This is a genomic window from Streptomyces phytophilus, assembly GCF_013870535.1.
GTDB lineage: Bacteria > Actinomycetota > Actinomycetes > Streptomycetales > Streptomycetaceae > Streptomyces > Streptomyces phytophilus.
In genome coordinates this window covers 1-6,114 of sequence record NZ_JACBXC010000265.1, presented here as the reverse complement: position 1 = coordinate 6,114, position 6,114 = coordinate 1, and the positions used below count along the sequence as shown (strand labels likewise).

Below are 6,114 nucleotides of genomic sequence, written 5' to 3'. Positions count from 1 at the left end.
ACGGCGTCGACCTCGGCGGTGACGACGCTGCGGAACAGCTCGACGGCGAGCACGGACTTGCTGGGGAAGTGCCGGTAGACGCTCCCGGTGGCGATACGCGCCCGGGCGGCGACGGCGGCGACGGTGCACCCGGCGTACCCCTCGTCGGCGAGCAGCGCCCGGGCGGCGTCGAGGAGGGCGTCCCGCCGGCCGTCCAGGCGCGCTTGGACGGCGGGGGTGCGGCGGTAGGGCATAGGAAGGATTGAAGCAGTGATTCACAGCTTCAACAAGAGGCCGGGGGGGGGTGATGTCAGTGCCAGGTGCCAGACTCGGCGGCATGGCGGAAAAAGGGACGGAAGAGCTGCGGCTGAGGGATGTGGTGGAGGAGGACCTGGAAGTCTTCCTGGCCCACGAGCACGACCCGGAGAACGTACGGCGCTCGCACTTCCCGCCGCGCGAGCGGGACCACTTCATGACGCACTGGCGGAAACGGATCCTGGAGAACCCGACGGGCCTGGTGCAGACCGTGGAGGTCGACGGACGGGTCGCGGGGAACGTGGTGGCGTGGTGGGACGGCGACCGCCGGTTCCTGGGCTACGTCTTCGGCCGGGAGTTCTGGGGCCGCGGCATAGGCACCCGCGCGGTGTCCGCATTCCTGGCCCTGGAACGGAACCGCCCCCTGCACGCGGACCCGTTTGTGGGGAACGAGGGCTCGGTGCGACTGCTGGAGCGGCTGGGCTTCCAGCGGAGGGGCTCGGAGTGGAACGGCGAGGACGAACACGTGATGCTGATCCTGGGAGAGGCGAACAACCCGGGGTGACGGGGCCTGTTCGCGGGTACCCGAGGGGTGTCCCGCGGGTACGGTTTTGGTGTCACCGCAGAGCTGGGAGTTCAGATGTCCGAGCACCCCGAAGAACACATCGGCGACCGCGTACGGACGGTACGGAAGCGCCGCGGACTGACACAGAAGGAACTGGCCGCCGCCGCCGGCCTCTCAGTATCCCTCGTCCGAAAGCTGGAACAGGGCGAACTCATTGACACCCGACTGGAGACGGTCCGGAGATTCGCCGTCGCGCTGCGCGTCTCGACCAGCAGCCTCATCTCCGGCCGTACCGAGGAAGCCGTCGACTCCCCCACATTCGACCGCTGGGCACTCGTGCGGAAGGCGCTTTCCTCTCCGCCACCGGACGACATCACCGAGCCTCCCACTGCCGAAGGTGTGCGGTCCGCATTGCAGGACGCGCTGAGGCTCCGCGCCCAGCATCGGTTCGTCGAGATCGCGGACCTGCTGCCCCCGCTGCTCCGAGACGCCGAGATCCTGGCTTCCCATACCCGGGAGGGTCGTCACCTGCGGTTCCGGGTGATGCTCCTGACGGGTTGGCTGCTCACCCAGACTCGTCAGTTCGACGCTGCCGAGGAGCTGATGTCCGTGCACTTGCAGGATGCGGGGGATCACATCCAAGGCATGGCGATGGTCAATACCTTGTGCTGGCTGCTGCTGCGACAGGGACGCCTCGGAGAAGCGCAGGAGTATGCGGTTCGGTGGGCGGACGATGCCGAGCCGGCCCGACTGTCCCGGGCGACAGCGGATGAGCTGGCTGCGTGGGGCTGGATGCTGCTCCGCGTGTCCAATTCGTCGGTGCGGGATGCTCGGGACGGGGCAGCGGCGGATGCTCTGCGGATGGCGCAGGCAGCAGCGATCTTGATCGGGCATGAGCAGCAGTCTGGCGCGGATCCGATTCGCACATTCGGTCCCACGACGGTCGCACTCAAGGAGTGCGAGAACGCGATGATCCTGGATCAGCCCGACCGTGTGCTGACCTTGGCGAAACCGCTGGCGGCCGGAGGGGTGCGCACGACGTTGGCGAACTGGAGTCGGCATCGTTTGGACGTGGCGAATGCCCAGGTACGACTGCGCCGCCACGCGGACGCGATGACGACATTGCAAAGAGTGCGCGCGGAGGCGCCGGAGTGGTTGCCGCACCAGCGTTATGCGCGCGACATCGTTGGGCGGCTGGTCGAACGCCGACGGACACTCACCCCAGAGATGCGCGAACTGGCAGACACTGTCCGGCTGCCCCTGTGAACTGCACACGGTAACGCTCATTGGCGTTTTCCGCGGGCACCCGTCGAGAGTGCCATGGCGACTATGACCACTGGCGTTCTACGTTCGGTGACGACCTGATCACCGACGACAGGCGAACGTCATGGACTGCCCTGCTGCCACACCCGCCCGGCCCACACTCGCGTTCCTCTACGACCGGCACGCCACACTCGCGACTACCGCTCTGGACGAGCGCATAACGCGATGCCGCCGGTACGCCGTGGAGCGGAACTGGGTGGTTGCCGGGGAGTGGGCCGACCGCGGGGATGCCGCGTTGACGAACTGGCCGCGGCCGCAGTGGGACGCGATGACGTACGCCATGCGGCAGGCCGTCGCCCGCGCGGTGTGTCTGGTCGACTCCTGGGACCGGATCAGCCGGGACCGGGAGGCCAGCGCCGTCCTGCGGCTGGCGGTGCACCAAGTCGGTGGGTACTGCATGACCACCGGCGGCGAGAACGACCTCGAACTCGGCCACGGACGCATCACCGTCACCGCGCCGCTGCCGCGGAGGGCGCGGCCGTGAGCACCGACCCGGTTCAACTCCCCGACGGGTGGCCGCTCGCCGAGCCCGCGCCCGCCGACGGGTGCGGGCGGTGTGCGGAGTTGGCCGCGGGACGGACCTTCGCCCGTGCCTCGGGGGACCTGTCCGCCGTCAGTGACGCCAACGTCCTCATCCGCCGACACCCCGCGCACTGAACTCCCGCCCCCTGGCCCCCCGGGTGCTCTCCGCCAGGGGGCGGGCCCCCGCACACGCGGGGTACGCTCCGCGCCATGGTCCACGTCAGCCCGCCCGGGATCGGCCCGGCTGCCGCCGCGGTGCCGGGCGTCGGGGTGTAGAGGTGGTCTACGAGCACAAGGACGGTGGGCCGACGCTGACGTTCGCGGAGCCGGGCCCGGGCCCGGGGGCCGTGTCCGCCGTCGAGCGGCTCACGCACGGCATCCGGCGTCTCTGGCCGCTCGTGCGGCCCCTCAGCGCCGAGGCCGTCGTCGGCTGCCTCGACCGCGAGACCGGCTACCCGGACACCGGAGTAAAGCCGCAGCGCCCGCACTGGTTCCTCCACGACCGCGCCGCGGCCCGGCCGACCGGTCCGCAGGCGCTCGATGTCGTCGACCCCTGGCACGTCGACCCGGTCGTCGAGCCCGTCCCGGAGCTGTCCGCCGAGGTCATCGCGGCCTGGCTGGAACGCGCAGAGGCGCAGGCTTCTCCCGCGCCCGGCACTCACGACGTCGGCTGGAAGGACCTGTGGTGCAACGCCACTCGCGCCCTGCTCCCCCGCCCGTACGCACCGGATGCCACCCCACACGTCGCCCTGGACGTCGCCGAGGCGAGGCGGGTCGCGAACGTGCCCGTTCAGCGGCGGGGAGGAACCGCCTGGGTCGCCGGGCCGACCCGCGAGATGCGGGGACTCGGGGCGCGCGCGCCGATCACGCTGCACGCCTCGGACTTCGGCCGGGTGGAGCTGGCTGTCTCCGCGAACTGGTCGCTGTGGAGCGAGGACGGATCGCCTGGGCGTGCGGCGTTGACCGGCGTCGCCCGCAACCTGGTCGCCGACGGGTGGTGTGTCGTCCACGGCACGGAGTTCTTCCACGAACTCGCCTAGAACGCGGGCGGGATGACCGTGTCCACCATCCCCCCGAGACCCTCTAAGTTGGGCGGTACGGACGAGAAGGAGGGCACTCCTCATGGACCAGGACCCCCGCCAAGGGGTGGATACAGGTGTGGCGCAGTCGGCCCGGGTGTGGAACTACCTTCTCGGGGGCAAGGACAACTACGCCGTCGATCGCGCCGCCGCCGACCAGTTCAAGGCCGTTTTCCCGCAGATCGTCGACATCGCCCGCGCCGACCGGGGGTTCCTCGGCCGGGCCGTGCGGTTCACGGCCGGGGAGGCGGGGGTGCGGCAGTTCCTCGACATCGGCACGGGGCTGCCGACGATGGACAACACGCACGAGGTCGCGCAGCGGGTCGCGCCGGAGGCGCGCATCGTGTACGTCGACAACGATCCGATGGTCCTGGCGCACGCCCGCGCGCTACTGACCAGTACCCCGGAGGGAAGCTGCAGCTACATCGAGGCCGACCTGCGCCGGCCGGAGGAGATCCTCGCGGGGGCGGCGAAGACGCTGGACTTCGGCGAGCCCGTCGCCGTCATGCTGCTGGGCATCCTGCACTTCGTCCCCGACTTCGACGAGGCGTACGGCATCGTCGCCCGGCTGCTCGACACGCTGCCCCCGGGCAGCTTCCTGGTCGCCACGCACGCCACCATGGATCCCTCGCTCGCCGACGAGACTGCTCTGAAGGCCAACGCCGAGGCCCGGGAGGACTGGGACGAGCGGGCGGCGACACCGCTGTTCCCCCGCGGGCCGGAGGAGTTCGGCCGCTTCTTCGACGGCCTGGAGCTCCAGGAGCCGGGGGTGATCTCCATGAGCCGCTGGCGCCCGGAGCACACCGTGTTCGGCGATCCGCCGCAGGTCCTGGGGCTCGCCGCGGTGGGCCGCAAACCGTAGCGCCGTGCGAGCCGCGGCCGCGCGGAACGCGCGGGGCAGCCGTCTGTCGGCCGCGGGGGGCTGGTGTGGTCCGTGCAGCACGGCGGGCGTGACCGGATTCCCCCTCACACCCGCCCAAGGGTATGCGGCTGGTCTGACAGCGGGGGGTGCGCGGGGTGTTGGGCTGGGTACGTGGTCGCTGTGCGGGGCGGGTGCGGGGGTACGGCGTCGGCCGGGCGGTGGTGCGCGGGGTGGGCCGGCGGACGGGGCGGCGGCGTGCGGGATGCCGGTGTTCGTTGCGTGTGCCGGGTACGGGGGTGTCGGCGAAGGGAAAAGGGGCGTCGCAGGGGCTCCCCCCGGGCCACCCCGCTTTTGAGTGTGCGGGCCTCCGCCCGGTGTCAAGGGCGTTCCCTCCGCTTCGCTGCGGGAACGTCGCTGCGCGATGGGGCTCCGCCCCACCCATGACACCGGACTCCGGCCCGTAAAAGACCGGCAGCTAAGGGTGGCCCGGAGGGAGCGGGCACCCTCGACCGGGACTACGAATGCCGTGCCCGGCGGACGGGGCAGCGGGCTGCCGGACGCCGGGCCTGCCCCGATCGCCGACGCCCCGGCAGACGCGGGGCCAGGGCGCCGGGAGGCGAGCCCGCCCGGATCGCGTACGCCCGCACGCACCCGGCTGTGGCCTGCCACTGACGACCCGGGCCTCGCGGAGTGCGTGCCGCGGAGACGAACTCACGGTAACCCACCCCCGAAACCGGTCTAAAACGCCCACGGGGCCCGACTTTCGCCCACCCGCGCACACTCAAAAGCGGGGTGGCCCGGGGGAGCCCCGGCGACACGGCCGCTCCCCTCGCCGCTCCCCCGTACACCGGCCCACCTGGCGAAGCACCGCCCGCCCCGGCGCCGTACCCCCGCACCCGGCCCGCACAGCCAGGACGTACCAGCTCAGCGCCCTGCTGCCCCCCGCTGTCGGACCAGCCGCATACCCTTGGGCGGGCGTGCGGGGAGATCCGTCCCGCCCGCCGTCCCGCACGGGCCACACCGACCACCCGCGGTCGACAGACGGACGGCTACGCGGCGCCCTTGCCGCCGCGGACCACCAGCGAGTCCAGCAGCTCCTGCGTCGATGCGGCGATCTCCGCCACCGCCTTGTCGAACGCCTCGGCGTTGTGCGGGGCGGGGTGGCGGAAGCCGGAGATCTTCCGTACGTACTGCAGGGCCGCCGCCCGCATGTCGTCGTCCGTGACGGTGTCGGCGTACGGGGGGCGCAGGGTCTTGATGCTTCGGCACATACTTACGACGGTACGCCGCAGGTCCGACAACCGGAGACGGCCGGCGGGGGACCCCGTCGGCCGGCGGTCGGCCTACCAGCTCGTGATCAGCAGGTGGTTCACGGCCAGCGCCACCGCCGCCTGCGCGCCCAGCCAGGCCCGGTGGTCGCGGGCCGGGAGCAGGGCGGCGGCCGGCAGCAGCCAGAGCGTGAACGGCAGCCAGATCCGCTCCGTCTCCGCCTTGCTGAGCCCCGAGAGATCGGCCGCCAGGAGGCACGC

The 6,114-nt window shown here is 71.7% G+C and carries 8 protein-coding genes and 1 pseudogene; 6 read left to right on the top strand and 3 right to left on the bottom strand.

Annotated features, from left to right (window positions below; genetic code table 11):
- Positions 1 to 233: TetR family transcriptional regulator (locus tag H5J30_RS14330; protein ID WP_181787820.1), on the bottom strand; the 233-nt coding region annotated here is incomplete at its 3' end.
- 83 nt (positions 234 to 316) lie between these two features.
- On the opposite strand from H5J30_RS14330, the gene H5J30_RS14325 reads away from it, so the two are divergent.
- From H5J30_RS14325 to H5J30_RS14300, 6 genes are all read left to right on the top strand, one after another.
- A complete protein-coding gene (locus H5J30_RS14325) occupies positions 317 to 799 on the top strand; it encodes a GNAT family N-acetyltransferase (RefSeq protein ID WP_181787819.1) in 483 nt (160 codons plus the stop codon).
- A 75-nt stretch (positions 800 to 874) separates the two neighbouring features.
- The gene (locus tag H5J30_RS14320; protein WP_181787818.1) at positions 875 to 2,065 is read left to right on the top strand and encodes a helix-turn-helix domain-containing protein; all 1,191 of its coding nucleotides are present in this window, start codon (positions 875 to 877) and stop codon (positions 2,063 to 2,065) included.
- A 121-nt stretch (positions 2,066 to 2,186) separates the two neighbouring features.
- Complete coding sequence (locus H5J30_RS14315; RefSeq protein ID WP_181787817.1) at positions 2,187 to 2,606, top strand: recombinase family protein; 420 nt, start codon at positions 2,187 to 2,189, stop codon at positions 2,604 to 2,606.
- On the top strand, positions 2,603 to 2,779 hold the full coding sequence (locus tag H5J30_RS14310; protein ID WP_181787816.1) for a hypothetical protein: 177 nt from the start codon (positions 2,603 to 2,605) through the stop codon (positions 2,777 to 2,779). The genes H5J30_RS14315 and H5J30_RS14310 overlap by 4 nt, the downstream gene beginning before the upstream one ends.
- Positions 2,780 to 2,922: 143 nt before the next feature.
- Positions 2,923 to 3,684: a hypothetical protein gene (locus H5J30_RS14305; protein WP_181787815.1), complete on the top strand. Its 762-nt coding sequence runs from the start codon at positions 2,923 to 2,925 to the stop codon at positions 3,682 to 3,684.
- Between the two features lie 82 nt (positions 3,685 to 3,766).
- Entirely contained in the window at positions 3,767 to 4,585 is an 819-nt protein-coding gene (locus tag H5J30_RS14300) for an SAM-dependent methyltransferase (protein ID WP_220188901.1), read from the top strand.
- A gap of 1,049 nt (positions 4,586 to 5,634) precedes the next feature.
- Here the strand turns inward: H5J30_RS14300 and H5J30_RS14295 are convergent.
- Positions 5,635 to 5,856 (bottom strand): DUF2277 domain-containing protein, encoded by a 222-nt coding sequence (locus tag H5J30_RS14295; RefSeq protein ID WP_181787814.1) that lies wholly within the window; start codon positions 5,854 to 5,856, stop codon positions 5,635 to 5,637.
- Between the two features lie 72 nt (positions 5,857 to 5,928).
- A pseudogene (locus H5J30_RS14290) lies at positions 5,929 to 6,114 on the bottom strand (hypothetical protein); the annotation flags it as partial.